Here is a 16166-nt window from a genome sequence, read left to right on the forward strand (position 1 = left end):
ATCAGGTTGCAGCCATCGGGAAAACCATTTGCACGGTCAGACCCTTGCCACCGTCGCCGGCCGCGGGCTCGGTATCGGCAAGACGCAGCGAGCCGTGATGCGTCTCCATGACCGCCTCCACCAGCGACAGGCCGAGGCCCGTGCCCGGCTTGGACCGGCTCTCATCCAGGCGAACGAAGCGCTTCACCACCTCGTCATGCATTGCTGCAGGTATGCCAGGGCCATGATCGGCGACAGACAGCAGCACATACCCATCGCGCTTTTCCAGAGAGACCTTGATCAGCGGATTGTCCGCACCGTCAGCATATTTGATGGCGTTGTCGATGAGGTTGCCGAGGGCCTGTCCGATCAGTTCGCGGTTGCCCGATATCCCGACGTTCTTGATAACCTCGGCTTCGAGTTTCAAGCCGACATCCTCTGCAACGGGCTCGTACAATTCGACGCAATCGGAAACGATCTCAGAAAGGTCGACCTCGCTCATCTCGGCCGCGGACGAGCCGGCCTCGACCCGCGAAATCATCAAGAGCGCATTAAAGGTCCGGATCAGTTGATCGGACTCGCCAATGATCTCCTCGAGCGCGCCGCGCTGGCTGGTTCCCTTGCGGGCAAGTGCGGCTTCCGCCTTGTTGCGCAGGCGCGTCAGCGGTGTCTTCAAGTCATGGGCGATGTTATCGGAGACCTGGCGCAGACCTTCGTTCAACTTCTCGATGCGGCCGAGCATGGCATTCAGCGATTCCGACAGCCGGTCGAATTCGTCGCCGGAGCCGCTCATCGGCAGGCGCTGCGAGAGATCGCCGGCCATGATCTTGGTGCTCGCCTCCGACATGCGGTCGATCCGCTTCAGGGCATTGCGACCGATGCCGAACCAGATGACGAGCGCGCCGAGCCCCATGACGCCGAGCGCCACCATCAGCGCCTGACGCACCAGCGCGCGAAACTTCTGCGGCTCCTGCAGATCGCGACCGACGAGAATGCGCAGACCATTGTCGAGCACCAGCACGTGGGCGAGCGCCACATGGCTGTCCTTCTTCGTCTCGTCCGTATAGCGCTGATAGGCGAAGGGACGTTCGGTCCAGCCTTCGCTATCAAGCAGTCCCGGTTCGAGGCTTGCGACGTTGCCGGCAAGAATCTCGCCGCTCGGCCCGGCAATGACATAGAGATTTGCGCCCGGCTGACGCGCGCGGCGTTCAAGCGAGCGCAGAAGACCGTTCATGCCGGCGCGATTGTAGACCTGCTCGATCTGCGCCACTTCCGCGGTCACGGCATCGCGGGTCTGCTGCTGCAGCAACCGCTCCGACATGCCGGTGACATAGAAGACGAGGAAGGCCGCACAGAGCGAAAAGAGGATGAGGTAGAGGGCGGAAAGCCGAACCGCGGTCGTTCTGAAGAGAACGCGAAGCTTGCTCATGCGGGGGCCCGGTCATCCTTGATCATGTAGCCGGCGCCGCGCACGGTGCGCAGCAGAGGTACATCGAAGTCCTTCTCGATCTTCGAGCGCAGCCGCGACACATGCACGTCGATGACGTTGGTCTGCGGGTCGAAATGATAGTCCCAGACGTTTTCCAGCAGCATGGTGCGGGTGACGACCTGGCCGGCGTTCTTCATGAGATATTCGAGCAAGCGAAACTCGCGCGGCTGCAGCGGGATCTCCTTGCCCTGGCGGCGCACGGAATGCGACAGGCGGTCGAGTTCGAGATCGCCGACGCGGTAGACCATGTCCTGCTCGGGCGTACCCTTGCGGCGGCCGAGCACCTCGACACGCGCCAGCAGCTCGTTGAAGGCATAGGGCTTTGGGAGATAATCGTCGCCGCCGGCGCGCAGGCCCGTGACACGGTCGTCGACCTGCCCGAGCGCCGAGAGGATCAGCACCGGCGTGTGGATATCCTTGCGCCTGAGTTCGGTGATCACAGACAGGCCATCGCGGCGCGGCAGCATGCGATCGACCACGAGAACATCGTAGCTGTTCTCGCTGGCCATGAAGAGGCCGCTCTCGCCGTCGCTGGCGTGATCGGAAACGATGCCTGCTTCACGGAAGGCTTTCGCCAGATAGGCTGCCGCCTCGAGATCGTCTTCAATGATGAGAATCTTCATACGCGCGACCATAGTCCCGGACCCCTATCTGTCTCAACCGGTTTCGGCTTTCCGACAACCGGCCAGACAACCGGATTGGCGAATGCCCTCGATCGCGGAAGCATCGGTCGGATGGACCCAAAATCATCGTGATCGATTTTCGTAAGTGAGAGCGAGATGCGGGTGGAAAACCGCACACACCTTCTTCATCCCGCTCCAAACGACGAGCGCCGCGAAATCACTTGGAAATCGCGGCGCTCCGGTCAATCATTTGACTGCCGCGATCAGCCCTGATCGATCGGAAGGGCCACGAAGCGGCTACCGTTCTCGGCCTCTATCTGGAAGAGCGCCTTGCTGCGGCCGTCCTTCTTGGCAGCGTTGATGACCTTGAGGATATCGTCGGCAGACTTCACCTCCTGATTGTTCACGGAGACGATCTTCTCGCCCGTCTTCAGGCCACGGTCGCTGGCATCAGAGTCCTCATCGACCGAGGCGATGGTGACGCCCTTGCCGTCGTCGGACGGCACGACGGTGACACCGAGGTCAGCCAGCGCCTGTTCGCTCGAAGGCTGTGTTTCTTCGGACTGGTCGTCCTGGCTCTTGGCTGCTTCCTTGTCATCCTTCGGCAAGGTACCGATTTCCAGCTTCACGCTTTCGGACTTGCCGTTGCGCCACAGCGCGAGGTCGACGGTCGTGCCCGGGCGGATTGCGGCCACCTTGCGGGCAAGATCACGCGGATCCTTGACCGTGTCGCCATTCAGAGCGGTGACAACATCGCCCTTCTTGATGCCAGCCTTTTCACCGGGAGAGCCGGCCTGCGGCTCGACGACGAGCGCGCCGCTTGCCTCAGCCAGGCCGAGCGATTCGGCGATGTCCTTGGTCACCGGCTGGATCTGCACGCCCAGCCAGCCGCGGGAAACCGAACCATCCTTGATCAGGTCGGCGACGACGTCCTTGGCGGTAGCTGCGGGGATAGCAAAGGCGATACCGACGTTGCCGCCCGACGGCGAGAAGATTGCGGTGTTGATGCCGACCACTTCACCGGAGAGATTGAAGGTCGGGCCGCCCGAGTTGCCGCGGTTCACGGCCGCGTCGACCTGCAGGTAGTCGTCATAGGGGCCGGAGCCGATGTCGCGGCCACGGGCCGAGATGATGCCCGAGGTCACGGTGCCGCCGAGGCCGAACGGATTGCCGACAGCGACGACCCAATCGCCGACGCGGACCTTGCTGTCGTCAGCCCAGCTGACATAGGTGAACTTGCGCTTGTCGTCGACCTTGAGCACGGCGAGGTCGGTACGGCTGTCCTTGCCGATCAGCTTGGCATCAAGTTCGGTGCCGTCATTGAGGATGACGGTGAAGGCCGCGCCGTCGGAAACGACGTGGTTGTTGGTGACCAGGTAGCCGTCTTCGGAGATGAAGAAGCCCGAACCCTGGGACGTCGGACGCAGGCGACCTTCGCCATGCGGGCCACGGCGACCCGGGCCACCGCGCTCGGCACGGTCATCGCCGCGCGGGCCGAATTCCTTGAAGAAGCGCTTCAGCGGGTGATCATCCGGCAGGTCGTCGAAGCCGCGACCGTTGAAATCGAAGGTGAAGTTGTTGCCCTCTTCGGAAACCGGATTGACGCGCGACTGGACGCGGACCGAAACGACGGCCGGCGAAACCGCCTCGACGACATTGGCAAAGCTCGGCACCGACGGTGCTTCCACCTTCACCGCTTCCGCAAAGGACTGGGAGACGCGCGCCGGCAGGCCGGAGGTCAGCATGACGGCGGCAAGGCCGGCAACCGTCGAGGCCTTCAGAACGGTCTTGAGGGAGGGACGCAGGGATTTGGTCGTAATCATCCGTTTTGCCTTTTCTCTTCCTGATGCGGCCTCAGCGGCTGCATCGAAACCTGGTTGCGATGTCCGCCTTCAGGGAGAGGCGGGCTCGTTTGGCTGACTGGAAGTCTAGCCGATGACGAAAGATGTAACGGATGGGACCTTACTGAGTTCTGTCCGGAAAATGAATTTTTGGTAATGTTCGGCGACAGCGAAGAGGGACACTGCTCAAGCCCGTTCCAAAGCGTGGGCCATCACAAATGGCTCCGCTCTCCAACCGGAGAGATCCCCAACGGTTTCAACATGTTGGCCTGGAGACGAGGAGCGCGAAGCGGCAAATTGCGCCACGTCGCTTTTGACAGACGTCAGGGCTGAAGCAGCTTCTTCAGCTTTTCCTTTTCATCCTCGGAAAGCGGCGTTCCCTTTGCCTGGGCGCCGCGCCGGCGGGCCGCAATGACAAGGGTGATCGCCCCGACGAGCAGCAGGGTCGCGGGCATGCCCCACAGGATCAGCGTCTTTGTCTCGAAGCGCGGCTTCAGCAGCACGAATTCGCCGTAACGGGACACGACATAATCGATCACCGCTTCATCGCTGTCGCCATTGGCCAGGCGCTCGCGCACAAGCACCCGCAGGTCCTTGGCAAGCTCCGCATTGGAATCGTCGATCGACTGGTTCTGGCAGACCATGCAGCGGAGCTCGGCCGAGATCGCCCGCGCCCGCGCTTCCAGCGCGGGATCGGCGAGCACTTCGTCCGGATTGACCGCGAGGGCCGAGCCAACAGGCGAGAGGAGCAGCAGAAGCGCCAGCAGCAGACGGGTCATTCGGCAGCTCCCACTGGTACTGTCTTCGGCCGCTTCGCCCGGGCCGGCGCGCCGACGCGCAGGCGACGGTCGCTCAAGGACACGAAACCACCGGCTATCATGAACAGGGTCCCGCCCCAGATGCAGAGGATCATCGGCTTCCACCAGATGCGCACGACGATACCGCCTTCGCTGATCTGGTCACCGAGCGAAACATAGAGCTGGCTGAGGCCGAAGGTGCGGATGCCGGCCTCCGTCGTCGGCATGCGGCGCGCCTGATAAAGACGCTTCGACGACCAGACTTCGGACACGGCAGCGCCGCCGCGGCTGATGGTAAAGTGACCGGATTCTTCGGTGTAGTTCGGGCCGCTGCCGTTGCGCATGCCATCGAAGCGCATGGTGTAGTCACCGGCATCGACCGTCATGCCGGGCTTCATCTCGACCACGGTCTCGGTTTCGAACGCCGTGACGGCGACGATGCCGATCAGGGTGACGCCGAGACCGATATGGGCAAGCGCCGTGCCGAAGGCGGAGCGCGGCAGGCCGGTGAAGCGCCGCCAGGCAACGTTGCCCGCGACCTTGCCGAGACCGGAGCGCAACGCGAGATCCGTCAGGGAACCGGCGATCAGATAGACGCCAAGAGCGATGCCGAAGACCGCCAGGACCGGGCCGCCATTCATTGCGTAATAGTAGCCAGTACCGAAGACGAGACCGATCGCAACCGCAGCGAAGAGCCGCTGGGCGACGCCGACGAGGTCACCGCGCTTCCAGGCGAGCAATGGTCCGAACGGCACGGCGAAGAGCAGCGGCAGCATCAAGAGACCGAAGGTCATGTTGAAGAACGGCGGACCGACGGAGATCTTGTCGCCGGTGAGCGCCTCCAGCACCAGCGGATAAAGCGTGCCGGTCAAAACCGTTGCGGTCGCCGTCGTCAGGATCAGGTTGTTGAAGACCAGCGCGCCCTCGCGCGAAATCGGCGCGAAGATGCCGCCGGCTTTCAGGTGCGAGGCGCGCAAGGCGAAGAGTGTGAAGGCGCCGCCGATGAAGAAGACGAGGATGGCGAGAATGAAGATGCCGCGGGTCGGATCCGTGGCGAAGGCATGAACCGAGGTCAGCACGCCTGAACGCACGAGGAAGGTGCCGAGCAGCGACAGCGAGAAGGTCATGATCGCGAGCAGCACGGTCCAGATCTTCAGCGCTTCGCGCTTCTCCATGACCAGGGCCGAATGCAGCAGCGCCGTGCCCGCGAGCCAGGGCATGAAGGACGCGTTTTCCACCGGGTCCCAGAACCACCAGCCGCCCCAGCCAAGCTCGTAGTAGGCCCAGTAGGAGCCCATGGAAATGCCGGCAGTAAGGAACGTCCAAGCGGCAAGCGTCCACGGGCGCACCCAGCGCGCCCAGGCGGCATCGATGCGGCCCTCGATCAATGCCGCGATCGCGAAGGAGAAGCAGACGGAGAAGCCGACATAACCGAGGTAGAGCAGCGGCGGATGAATGGCGAGGCCGACATCCTGGAGGATCGGGTTCAGGTCCTTGCCTTCACCCGGCGCCGGGATCAACCGCGCAAACGGATTGGACGTCAGCAAAATGAAGAGCGCAAAGGCCATCGCGATCCAGGCCTGGACCGCAAGCACATTCGCCTTCAGCGTTTCCGGCAGGTTGCGCCCGAAGGCTGCGACCAGTGCCGAGAAGAACGTCAGGATCAGCAGCCACAGCAGCATCGATCCCTCGTGGTTCCCCCACACACCCGAGATCTTGTAGATCAGCGGCTTCAGGGAATGGGAGTTTTCCCAGACGTTGCGAACCGAGAAGTCCGAGGTCACATAGGCGAAGGTGAGCACAACGAAAGCGAAAGCGACCAGCAGAAAACAGGCGACCGCTGCGCTTGACGCCAGTTCCATCAAGCCGCGATCGTTCAGCCGTGCTCCGAGGATCGGCAAAGCGGCCTGGATGACCGCGGTCGCCAATGCCAGGACCAGCGCGTAGTGTCCGAGCTCGATGATCATTTAATGGTTTCCTTCCCGCTGAGCTCAACGCCCTGGGCCTTCAAGCGGTCGGCGACGTCCTTCGGCATATAGGTCTCGTCATGCTTGGCGAGAACCGTATCCGCCACGAAGACGGAACTCCCTTGAACGAAGGCTCCCTCCGTCACCACGCCCTGCCCTTCGCGGAACAGGTCGGGCAGGATGCCCGTGTAGGTTACCGGCACGCCGGCAAGCGTATCGGTGACGGTAAAGGTGACCGTCTTGCTGTCGCCGCGTTTCACCGACCCCCCTTCAACCACACCGCCGAGGCGGATGCGCGTACCCGGAGAGACGTTCGCCTTGGCGAGATCGCTCGGCACGTAGAAATAGGCGATCGCCTGGCTGAAGGCGAACATGACAAGAAAGGCTGCGAGAACCAGGAAGCCGACGCCGCCGCCGATGATCGCCAGTCTTTTTTGTTTGCGCGTCATTGCGTCACTCCATCGGTCGCAATCCCGAGTTCACGAGCAAGCGTCAGGAGCTGTTTGCCCCCGTCGCCATCGGCCGGGAAGGTCTTCAGGCCCTCCTTTAGCGCTGCCGCGGCCTTGTCTCGTTGATCAAGGACAACATGGGAGCGGATCAGTCGCGCCCAGCCTTCGAGGTTATCTGGATTTTCCTTGAGGCGGCTTTCGAGGCTTTCGACCATGCCGCGGATCATTTCCTGACGATCGCCGGAGCTCATGCTCTCGGCGGCAGCGACATCCTCGGCGTTCGGATTGCCAGGTGCGGCAGCGCTGCTGGTGCCGGCGCCCGTCAGCTCTGCCACATGCTGCTTGACCAGCGGCAGCCATGGCGCGTCCGCAGGCGACGTCGCGACCAGCCTGTTGAAGGCAGTCAGCGCCTCCTCCTTCTTGCCTTCCTGCTTGAGACCGAGGGCAAGGTAGAATTCCGAGCGCGGATCATTGGGGTCGAGCGTCAGTGCCTGCCGGAGCGCCTCCTGCGCCTTCGTCGTCACGAGGCCGTCGGATTGCACAACGAGCGCCTCCGCGTATCCGCCGAGACGCGCCGGCGTCGGCCCCAGCAAGCGGATCGCCCGGTCATAGGCGTCAACCGCTTCCTCAATGCGGCCGTTGCGCATGTAGATCGGTGCGAGCAGATCCCAACCGGCGCCGTCGTTCGGGTTCACCGCAAGGTGGTTTTCTGCCTTGGCGATCAGGACATTGATGTCGCCGTTGGGATCGGCAAGACGAGCGGCAAGCGGCTGCGCCGGCACGCCCGGGCTGCCGGTCAGCAAATAAAGACAGAGCCCAACCGCGGGAAGACAGAGGAGCACGAATACCTGGGCCAGACGATTGGCCCCGCGCCGCGGCGAAACGGCCGTCGCCACAGCGCGATCGCTGTCGCCGGCTGCCAGCAGTCGGCGCGCCACTTCGGCGCGCGCAAGCTCGGCATCGTCGCTGCCGATCAGACCGCTGTCCTGATCGCGCTTCAGTTCGTCGAGCTGGTCGCGATAGACCTCGATGTCATGGCTGTGGGGAGACGATGGGGCTTCCCCTGCCCGCATCAGCGGGAGGATCAGCACGGCGGCGACGGCCGCCGTCAAAGTGGCGACGAGGATCCAGAACAACATGGACGCTCAATACTATGAGGCCCATGCCATTCCAACTCGAAAACCCGTCATGACGGAGATTTGAGGCGTTTCGCCGCAACGGCCGGCCAAGCCCGTCCCTGACAACGCTCGGACGCCTCAGAGAAGCTGCGCTCAGGTCAGCGGCGTCCAGCTGCCGTCGGGATTGCGGCACGCGGCACCCCGGGCCGTCTTCGCCTGGGTCTTGACCGTGACGGTATGGCTGTACTGGCGGCAATTCTGCGATCCGACCTGATAGGGAGCGGCCGCAACGACGGAGCCGCTGACGCCGCGTCCGTTCCAGGTCACAGGCTGGCCACCCGGTGCCGCCTCGAGTGCGCGATACTCCGCCTCAAGCGCCCGCTGGCGGTCGGACGTACCGATATCGAGATCGGCAAGGCGACCGATCACGCCGCCCTGAAGCGCAGCGATGTAGGTTGTCGAGGAGACAGCGCGGGTCGCGGTCGAACCGAGGCCAGCGACAGCACCCTTGCCGCCCGAGGTGGAGCCGCAACCGGCAAGAGCCACGGCCGACGCGATCACCACGATCCTACCGCCAACGACAAAAGTCCGTGTCATTTCTGCCTGGTTCCTCATGATCCGCGACACTCAATCATCCCTATCCGAAGCCGCATTCAAGAACCCCACGCATTCGGGTCAAATGACGACTTGTCCTTGATTTTCTTTTGGCATTCCCCGCCTGCCGAGGCAACGGCGCGCCCTGCCGATGTGACATTTTCGAGCACGGGTGTGACACCTAGATCACGAAACCGCGCACGCCCTTCCTCATCTTGCACTAGGCCGCGGCCGGCAACAGGAGCTGCGCGCGCAAGCCCCCTTCGTCCCGTCGCGACAGCGTAATGGTGCCTTGATACTCCCGCACGATCTCGCTGACGATCGAAAGCCCGAGCCCGGTTCCAGGCTTGCTTTCGTCAAGCCGCTTGCCGCGCTTCATCGCCAGCGCAATCTGGTCGGGATTGAGCCCCGGGCCGTCATCATCGATGTCGAGCACGATCCACTGCCTCCCGGGTTCCTTCGCATGCAGCTCGACCGGCGCCGGCCGGACGTTCAGCCACACCTCGCCACGGGCGTGGCGGGCGGCATTTTCAAGCAGGTTGCCAACGGTTTCCTCGACGTCCTGCAACTCCATCGCGAGCACCAATCCCGGCGGGTTGATTGACAGATGGACCTGCTTTTCCGGGTTGAGCTTGCGCATCACCCGAACCAGGCGTTCGAGCGCCGGCTGCGCCTCGGTCCTCGCCAGGACGGATTCCCGCTGCGCCGCGATCCGCGCGCGGCTGAGATAGGACTGAACCTGCATCTGCATCGCATCGACTTGGCTGCGCACCAGTTCGCCGTGCGACGCATCCAGCACGCGGGCCTCGTTGAGGAGCACGGCGATCGGGGTCTTCAAGGAATGCGCGAGGTTGCCGACTTGCATGCGCGCACGCTCGACGATGCGGCGGTTGCTGTCGATCAAGGCGTTGACTTCGTTGGCAAGCGGCTGGATTTCGCGCGGGAAGGCTCCATCGAGCCTCTCGCTTTCGCCGGTGCGGATCTTCTCCAGCGAGCGACGGACTTGATCGAGCGGACGCAGGCCGAAGAGGATGGTCAGCGCGTTCACCCCGAGACCGCCGAGACCGAAGATGGAGAGCGCGATGGTCAGGTTGCGGGTGAAGCGATTGATGTCGGCTTCAAGCACGTCGCGGTTTCCGGCCACGCGAAAACGCGCGGTGTGGCCTTGAATGTCGAGCACGACCTCTGTCTCGGAAACCTCGACCTCGTTGCCGAACGGATCCTTGGTGGTGTAGAACCGGACGTAGCCGGTGTCGAACGGAACCTCATCGACGCTGGCGATCGGCAGCTTGCCGTTGCCGAGTGACGTCGAGATCAAGGGCGGTGTGTCGAATTCGCCGATCGGATCGACGATCCAGTACCAGCCGGTCTGCGGCTGCGAAAAGCGGAGATCGCCGAGCTGCGGGCTTCCAGAGAGGACCGTCTTCTCGTTGACCGAAATCGAATTGACGACATTGAAAAGCTGCGCGCGCAAGAGGTCCTTGAAGCCGCGCTCGGAGCCCTGCCGATAGAGTTCGGAAATGACCACGCCGATCACGACCAGGGCGACGACCGCCCAGACGGTGGAAACCGCCAATACGCGGGCTGTGAGCGATCTAATTGCCATTGCCCGGCGCTTGCATTCGGTATCCGAGACCGCGCACCGTTTCGATCAGGTCGTTACCGATCTTCTTGCGCAGCCGGCCGATGAACACTTCGATCGTATTGGAATCGCGGTCAAAATCCTGGTCGTACATATGCTCGACCAGTTCCGTGCGCGAAACGACCTGGCCCATGTGGTGCATGAGATAGGAAAGCAGCCGGAACTCGTGCGACGTCAGCTTGAGGGCCACGCCATCGACGGTTGCCTTGGAACCCTTGGTATCGAGGCGCACCGGGCCGCAGACGATCTCCGAGCTTGCATGGCCGGCAGCACGACGGATCAGGGCGCGGATGCGAGCGAGAACCTCTTCGACATGAAAGGGCTTGGCAACATAGTCGTCGGCGCCGGCATCGATGCCCGCGACCTTGTCGCTCCAGCGATCGCGCGCCGTCAGGATCAGCACCGGCATGGTCTTGCCATCGCCGCGCCACTTCTCCAGAACCGTGATGCCATCCATCTCCGGCAGGCCGATATCGAGGATCACGGCATCGTAGGGCTCGGCGTCGCCGAGATAGTGCCCCTCCTCGCCGTCATAGGCCTGATCGACGACATAGCCGGCCTCCTTCAGCACTTCGGCGAGCTGCCGGTTCAGGTTGGCGTCGTCCTCGACAATCAGAATGCGCATTCGCCTCTACTTCCTCTCGCGGCCATCCCCGCTGCTTGTTTCGCTAAATCCTAGCCGATTTAAGGACAGAAACATGCAGGCATTCAAAGCACTGCAGCGACCTTTTCGCATCGGACAAGACGCACGGTACTGCAGGGATCGCTTACATCGGCACCTTGACGGTCACCTTTTTCGGTCGCCCACCGTTACCGGGAACGAGCACCGTGATCACGCACTGGCCATCGGACGTCGGTTGTGCCGACAACAACTCGCCGCCGGTGTCGGCGACCACCTGTGCAGCGGCCGCGCTGCAATCGCCGGCCACACGGACGACATTATCCGACGGCACGTTGATCGCAGGCGGGCTGAAGCCCGCGAGGCCTGCAGCAAGCGCGGCTATGATCACTGGTGAAGACATGAACGCACTTTCGACTTGGGAAGCATCATGGCAGAAGCAATAACCGAATGAGGCTGAATGGCAAATGAATGTCGGCCTTCCGAGCCACCAGGAACCCATTGGAAAACCCACAGACTCAGCTGGAATTCCGACCCTAGATTGCAGCGATTCCATCCCTGACGGAACCCGGGCCAAGGCCCTCGTTCGGCAAGCGATAGCCACTTCATGCGACAGTTTCATCTGCGCGGCTGCTGGGAGAACAGAGCTTGAAGCTCACCGGCCTTGGTCGTGGCAGCCTTTTGTTAAGTATGTTTCGCTAGACTTCAGACGTCGTCATAGGCTCGCGCGTCGCGATGGCCAGGGCATCCGCCATAGCCCGAACACTGAGACAGCACATCAAGCAGGAAGCGATTCCCGATTCCTTTGAATCCCTTGGCGGCGATCGTTCGAAAACTGAGTCAACACCCTGCGAGGTTGAGTCAAGTCGATCGCAGCCCGATTCCGGCAGCCAGGCTAAGCCACTGACACCCTTCGATTTCATAGCGATGGTTTTCGCCCCCTAGCGCGCAAGCGTGCCGACGTTCGGCACATCCTATTCGTGCCTGAATACGTGAAGCTTGGCGTTCGCGTACAAAGAATAGACGTTCGCAAAATTACTTCAAAAGAACAGCCAATTTAGTCGCATCTGAACTACCACATCTGTGAATTGACGGACGGCTGTGGATCAACGAAAAATTAATCGATTTAAATATTTTTCAATCGTTTAAATGATTTAAGCCACTGATTTACAAAGTCTTTACGATATGAAATTGTCCGCCGCATCAAACGTCATGAAACCGTCATAGGCCCGGGAGGATCGGATGCAGACGCTCGCCAACAACCAGCCCGCATCTCAGCAGTCCAAAGTACCGCAATCGCTGCTCGACCGTTTCGAAAACGAATGGCGCGCCATGCGCGCTGCCGGCGAAAGCACCCCGAAGCCGATCCAACCGGCTGAGTAACGCCTGTCAACGGCGCATCGATTGTCGCGCGCCATGACCCTCCCAACATAGAGAAGACGCAACACGGAGTTGAACCTTCGGGTCGGGATGAAACACGTCCTGCAATGCCGCGTGTTCCGTCGCCGCGCGAACGGATAGGCGCCGTGGCAAATGCTGCGGCCCTTCGATTTTTGTGGCGATTTTCAGCCTTTTGGCCATTCGGAAAAACCATGTTACTCTTCCCGAATGCTAACCGAAGAGATCGAAAAACTCGCGCTAAGCTTGCCGGGAACGGAAGAAAACGCGCATTTCGGCACACGGGACTTCCGGGTGGGAAAGCGCATTTTTATGAGCTTGCCGGAAGCGGGTCGCGCGGTCTTCAAATTCACGCCTGACCAGCAGCGCATGCTTCTGGAAATGGAGCCCGGGGTCTGCGCTGCCGTGCCCGGCGGCTGGGGAGACCGCGGCTGGACCTCATTCTACTTCGTCGAAGCGGACGAAGGTCTCGTCCGCCAGTCGATGGAAACCGCCTGGCGTAACGTCGCGCCGAAAAACCTCGTCAAGAAGAACGGTGGCAGCCATTAAAGCCTGTCACGCAAAAGTGGGCAGCGGTTTTGCGATAACGACATGCGAAATATCAAAAACTTAAAGCGCAAGGCGCGAATCTGAAAGATCGCGACGCGCATTACGCTGGCTCGAAAAGCGGATAGCCGCCTCGCCGGAATGCAAAGCGCTCCGCTCTCAGGGCGATTGCGAAGCGCCGGCCGGTCCCCTCTCAATCCACGCTTTCCTGTCCCACTTCCAGCGGCCAGGTGACGAGATAATCTTCATAGTCTTCGATATCGATGCCATCCTCGGCGACGGTGCGGCCACGCACCGAAATGCCTGCAGCATGAACCGTGTCCGGGTCGCCTGAAACCAGCGGGTGCCACCAATAGAGATCGCGCCCCTCGGCAACGAGGCGGTAACCGCACGTCGGCGGCAGCCAGGTAATCTCGCGCACGGCCTTGGGTGTCAGTTGGATGCAATCGGGCACCGTCGCCTGCCGGTTTTCATAGTCCTTGCAACGACAGCTCTCGCCATCGAGCAAGGTGCAACGGATCGAGGTCCAGGCGATCTCGCCGGTATCCCAATCCTCCAGCTTGTTCAGACAACAGAGCCCGCAGCCGTCGCAAAGGCTTTCCCACTCCGTATTGGTCATGTCCTCAAGGCTTTTCGCCTTCCAGAAAGGCATTTCGCCCATCGTCATCACACTTTCGTCAAATAGCCCGCGATACAGAAATTTCGCAGAAAATTGCCGGTTTTTTAAGGCCGGCGGCGCGATATGCAAGTAGATTGGAATTTGACGTCGTGCAAATATTGCCCGGCGCCGGCGTGATGCCACAAAGCCTTCAGGACGTTGAGACGTGCGGGAACCGAGGAAAGACGATAACCGGCCGAAAAAACGGCACATCTTTCTCAGGGTCGACTCCTGGATCGATTCCACGGTCTGGAATGCCGGCTTCAAGCTGTCGCAATGGTGGGAAGATACCACCATCTTCTTCCGCCGTTTCCGCGTCACAGGCTGGAAAAAGGTCGTCTTCGAGGTGCTCGGCGAAGGCATGAACTGGGGCACCGTCGGCTCCGTGCTGATGCTGGCGCTCGCGCTTCCCGCCTTCGAGGAAACCAAGGGAAACTGGCGCGCCCAGAGCGATTTCGCCGTCACCTTCCTCGACCGCTACGGCAATGAAATCGGCCACCGCGGCATCATTCACGAAGATTCCGTGCCGATCGACGAACTGCCTGACCATCTGATCAAGGCGGTGCTGGCGACCGAAGATCGCCGCTTCTTCGACCATTGGGGCATCGACTTCCTCGGCCTTGCCCGGGCGATGACCGAGAATGCCCGCGCCGGCGGTGTCGTCCAGGGCGGCTCGACACTGACCCAGCAGCTCGCCAAGAACCTGTTCCTCACCAACGAACGCACGATCGAGCGCAAGATCAAGGAAGCCTTCCTTGCCGTCTGGCTCGAATGCAACCTTTCGAAGAAGGAAATCCTAAGGCTCTATCTCGACCGCGCCTATATGGGCGGCGGCACCTTCGGCGCGGCAGCGGCAGCGCAGTTCTATTTCGGCAAGTCGATCACCGATGTCAGCCTGGCGGAATCGGCCATGCTGGCCGGCCTCTTCAAGGCGCCGGCCCGTTACGCGCCGCACGTCAACCTGCCGGCCGCGCGCGGACGCGCCAACGAGGTTCTGAGCAACCTCGTCCAGGGCGGGCTGATGACGGAAGGCCAGGTGATTGCGGCGCGGCTCACTCCCGCAACCGTGATCGATCGCGCCCAGGTGAAGGCACCCGACTTCTTCCTCGATTGGGCCTTTGACGAAGTCCAGCGCATCGCCCGTCCCTTCGCGCAGCACTCGCTGATCGTGCGCACCACGATCGACATGGGCCTGCAGAACGCTGCCGAGGACTCGGTCGAATCGAGCCTGCGCCAATATGGAGAGAGCTTCCATGTGAAGCAGGGCGCGCTCGTGATGATCGAAAATGGCGGCGCGTTGCGGGCCATGGTCGGCGGCCGCGACTATGGCGAGAGCCAGTTCAACCGGGCGACCCGCGCGTTGCGCCAGCCAGGCTCTTCCTTCAAGGTCTACACCTACGCAGCGGCGATGGAAAAAGGCATGACGCCGGAAACGGTCGTCGTCGACGCACCGATCACTTGGCGCGGCTGGTCACCACAGAACTACGGCCGCAGCTATGCCGGGCGTATCACCATCCTGACGGCGATCGCCAAGTCGATCAACACCATCCCCGTGCGCCTCGCCAAGGACAAGCTCGGCACCGATCTGATCGCTCAGACCGCCAAGGCAATGGGCATCGAAACACCGCTGCGCACCGACAAGACGATGCCGCTCGGTACCTCCGAAGTGACAGTGCTCGATCAGGCGACCGCCTATGCCGTGTTTCCGGCCGGCGGCATGCAGTCGCGCCGCCACGGGATCAGCCAGATTCTCAACTATGACGGCGACATTCTTTACGACTTCGGGCGTGACGAACCGCCGGCGCGGCGCGTGCTTTCGGAAACCGCAAATACATCGATGAATTCGATGCTGACGCAGATTCCGATCATCGGCACGGCGCGCAAGGCTGCGCTCGACAACGGCATTGTCGTCGGCGGCAAGACAGGCACGACGCAGGCCTATCGCGACGCCTGGTTCGCCGGCTTCACCGGCGACTATACGACCGCCGTCTGGTTCGGCAACGACGACTACACGTCCACCAACAACATGACCGGCGGCTCCCTGCCGGCGATGACCTTCAAGCGGCTAATGGACTATGCCGAGCAAGGCATCGAGCACCGCGCTATCCCCGGCGTCACCGCCCCGACGGCGCCGGCGAAGCAGCCAGAGGTCGCGACGGCCAAGCCGGACGAGAACGCCCTGCCGCCACTCGTCCGCCCGCGCTCGTTGTCGGCCGAGGTCACCCGCCTGCTGCGCACGATCGGCGAGACCTTCGAAAAGGCCCCAGCACTGAAAGCGCCAGAAAAGGCCGGCGGCAGGCTCGCCGCCCTCGGCGCTGCCGAAGAAAAACGCTCCGGACAGACGGACCCCAATGCCGCCAGCAACTAAAGTCTCCCGGCCAGGCCCGCGGCATCCATCTCATCGTGAGGCCGCGCGCGCCCCGTCAGTCGCCGTTGCGCCGGGCGC

General features: G+C 62.1%; 15 protein-coding genes. 3 read left to right on the forward strand and 12 right to left on the reverse strand.

Annotated elements, in window-relative coordinates; genetic code table 11:
- Position 1: 1 nt before the first annotated feature.
- From ASE60_RS11555 to feuN, 11 genes are all read right to left on the reverse strand, one after another.
- Complete coding sequence (locus ASE60_RS11555) at positions 2-1408, reverse strand: ATP-binding protein (protein WP_057250375.1); 1407 nt, start codon at positions 1406-1408, stop codon at positions 2-4.
- Positions 1405-2103 carry a response regulator transcription factor gene (locus ASE60_RS11560; RefSeq protein ID WP_057250377.1) on the reverse strand — a complete coding sequence of 233 codons (699 nt, stop codon included), beginning with the start codon at positions 2101-2103 and terminating at the stop codon, positions 1405-1407. The genes ASE60_RS11555 and ASE60_RS11560 overlap by 4 nt, the downstream gene beginning before the upstream one ends.
- A 251-nt stretch (positions 2104-2354) precedes the next feature.
- Positions 2355-3914, reverse strand: a complete 1560-nt coding sequence (locus ASE60_RS11565; RefSeq protein WP_057250379.1) for a Do family serine endopeptidase — start codon at positions 3912-3914, stop codon at positions 2355-2357.
- 341 nt (positions 3915-4255) lie between these two features.
- A complete protein-coding gene (locus ASE60_RS11570) occupies positions 4256-4711 on the reverse strand; it encodes a cytochrome c-type biogenesis protein (protein ID WP_057250381.1) in 456 nt (151 codons plus the stop codon).
- Entirely contained in the window at positions 4708-6696 is a 1989-nt protein-coding gene (locus ASE60_RS11575) for a heme lyase CcmF/NrfE family subunit (protein ID WP_057250383.1), read from the reverse strand. Before ASE60_RS11575 ends, ASE60_RS11570 begins: the two co-directional genes overlap by 4 nt.
- Positions 6693-7145, reverse strand: a complete 453-nt coding sequence (ccmE, locus tag ASE60_RS11580) for a cytochrome c maturation protein CcmE (protein ID WP_057250386.1) — start codon at positions 7143-7145, stop codon at positions 6693-6695. Before ccmE ends, ASE60_RS11575 begins: the two co-directional genes overlap by 4 nt.
- On the reverse strand, positions 7142-8284 hold the full coding sequence (gene ccmI / locus ASE60_RS11585) for a c-type cytochrome biogenesis protein CcmI (RefSeq protein ID WP_057250388.1): 1143 nt from the start codon (positions 8282-8284) through the stop codon (positions 7142-7144). The genes ccmE and ccmI overlap by 4 nt, the downstream gene beginning before the upstream one ends.
- A 132-nt stretch (positions 8285-8416) precedes the next feature.
- Positions 8417-8860, reverse strand: coding sequence for a hypothetical protein (locus tag ASE60_RS11590; protein WP_057250390.1), 444 nt, complete (start codon positions 8858-8860; stop codon positions 8417-8419).
- A 217-nt stretch (positions 8861-9077) separates the two neighbouring features.
- Positions 9078-10463 (reverse strand): HAMP domain-containing sensor histidine kinase, encoded by a 1386-nt coding sequence (locus tag ASE60_RS11595; protein ID WP_057250392.1) that lies wholly within the window; start codon positions 10461-10463, stop codon positions 9078-9080.
- Entirely contained in the window at positions 10453-11124 is a 672-nt protein-coding gene (feuP, locus tag ASE60_RS11600; RefSeq protein ID WP_034789361.1) for a two-component system response regulator FeuP, read from the reverse strand. Before feuP ends, ASE60_RS11595 begins: the two co-directional genes overlap by 11 nt.
- Positions 11125-11266: 142 nt before the next feature.
- Positions 11267-11521: a two-component system FeuPQ modulator FeuN gene (gene feuN, locus ASE60_RS11605; protein WP_057250394.1), complete on the reverse strand. Its 255-nt coding sequence runs from the start codon at positions 11519-11521 to the stop codon at positions 11267-11269.
- An 839-nt stretch (positions 11522-12360) separates the two neighbouring features.
- Here feuN and ASE60_RS35160 point away from each other — a divergent pair.
- Both ASE60_RS35160 and ASE60_RS11610 read left to right on the forward strand, forming a co-directional pair.
- Complete coding sequence (locus tag ASE60_RS35160; protein WP_173515957.1) at positions 12361-12501, forward strand: hypothetical protein; 141 nt, start codon at positions 12361-12363, stop codon at positions 12499-12501.
- A 225-nt stretch (positions 12502-12726) separates the two neighbouring features.
- Complete coding sequence (locus ASE60_RS11610; RefSeq protein WP_057250396.1) at positions 12727-13065, forward strand: MmcQ/YjbR family DNA-binding protein; 339 nt, start codon at positions 12727-12729, stop codon at positions 13063-13065.
- Between the two features lie 190 nt (positions 13066-13255).
- Here the strand turns inward: ASE60_RS11610 and ASE60_RS11615 are convergent, their stop codons facing one another.
- Entirely contained in the window at positions 13256-13723 is a 468-nt protein-coding gene (locus ASE60_RS11615) for a YcgN family cysteine cluster protein (protein WP_057251076.1), read from the reverse strand.
- A gap of 163 nt (positions 13724-13886) precedes the next feature.
- Here ASE60_RS11615 and ASE60_RS11620 point away from each other — a divergent pair, with 163 nt between their 5' ends.
- Positions 13887-16088, forward strand: a complete 2202-nt coding sequence (locus ASE60_RS11620) for a PBP1A family penicillin-binding protein (protein ID WP_057250398.1) — start codon at positions 13887-13889, stop codon at positions 16086-16088.
- Positions 16089-16166 lie beyond the last annotated feature (78 nt).

Origin of the sequence: Ensifer sp. Root278, assembly GCF_001429285.1 — a bacterium.
Lineage (GTDB): Bacteria > Pseudomonadota > Alphaproteobacteria > Rhizobiales > Rhizobiaceae > Ensifer.